The sequence below is a fragment of the Simplicispira sedimenti genome (assembly GCF_022760965.1).
GTDB lineage: Bacteria > Pseudomonadota > Gammaproteobacteria > Burkholderiales > Burkholderiaceae_C > Simplicispira > Simplicispira sedimenti.
In genome coordinates, this window is the sequence record NZ_JAKVIJ010000034.1 from 1 (window position 1) to 589 (window position 589).

The 589-nt window shown below is 61.1% G+C and carries 1 protein-coding gene; it reads left to right on the top strand.

The window, feature by feature from the left end; translation table 11 throughout:
• Positions 1-589: transposase (locus MJ602_RS16690; RefSeq protein WP_423246725.1), on the top strand; the 589-nt coding region annotated here is incomplete at both ends.

Sequence of the window (589 nt, forward strand, 5' to 3'; positions counted from 1 at the left end):
CGGGGAGAACTTCGGTGACTTGTTCATAGCTCCATCTTCTCAAGTGTTGGAGCCTCCTCAAAATACGGGGCGGTTCAAACGCCTGATCGAGCACGATGCGGTCATCGAGTTCTTCAATCAGATCGTGCAACAAGCCCAGGAGCAGGAACTGCTCTCGGGCGAGCACTTCAGCGTGGATGGCACCCTGATCCAGGCCTGGGCGGGCCACAAGAGCTTTGTGCGCAAAGACCGCCAGGGCGACGACGATACCGACGCGGGCAACTTCAAAGACCAAAAGCGCAGCAACGACACCCACCGATGGAGCACAGATGCCGATGCCAGGCTCTACCGCAAAGGCAACACGGCCAGCCAGTTGCGCTTCATGGGCCACACGCTCACCGACAACCGCCACGGGCTGGTGGTCAGCGCCGTGGTCACACAGGCCGACGGATATGCAGAGCGCGAAGCGGCCAAGGCCATGATCAACGATGCGCGCCAGGCGCTGCCTGGCGATGAGCCCATCACGATCACGCTGGGCGCGGACAAGGGCTACGACGCCAAGGAATTCATTGAAGCCCTGCGAGAGATGAACGTGCTGCCCCATGTGGCG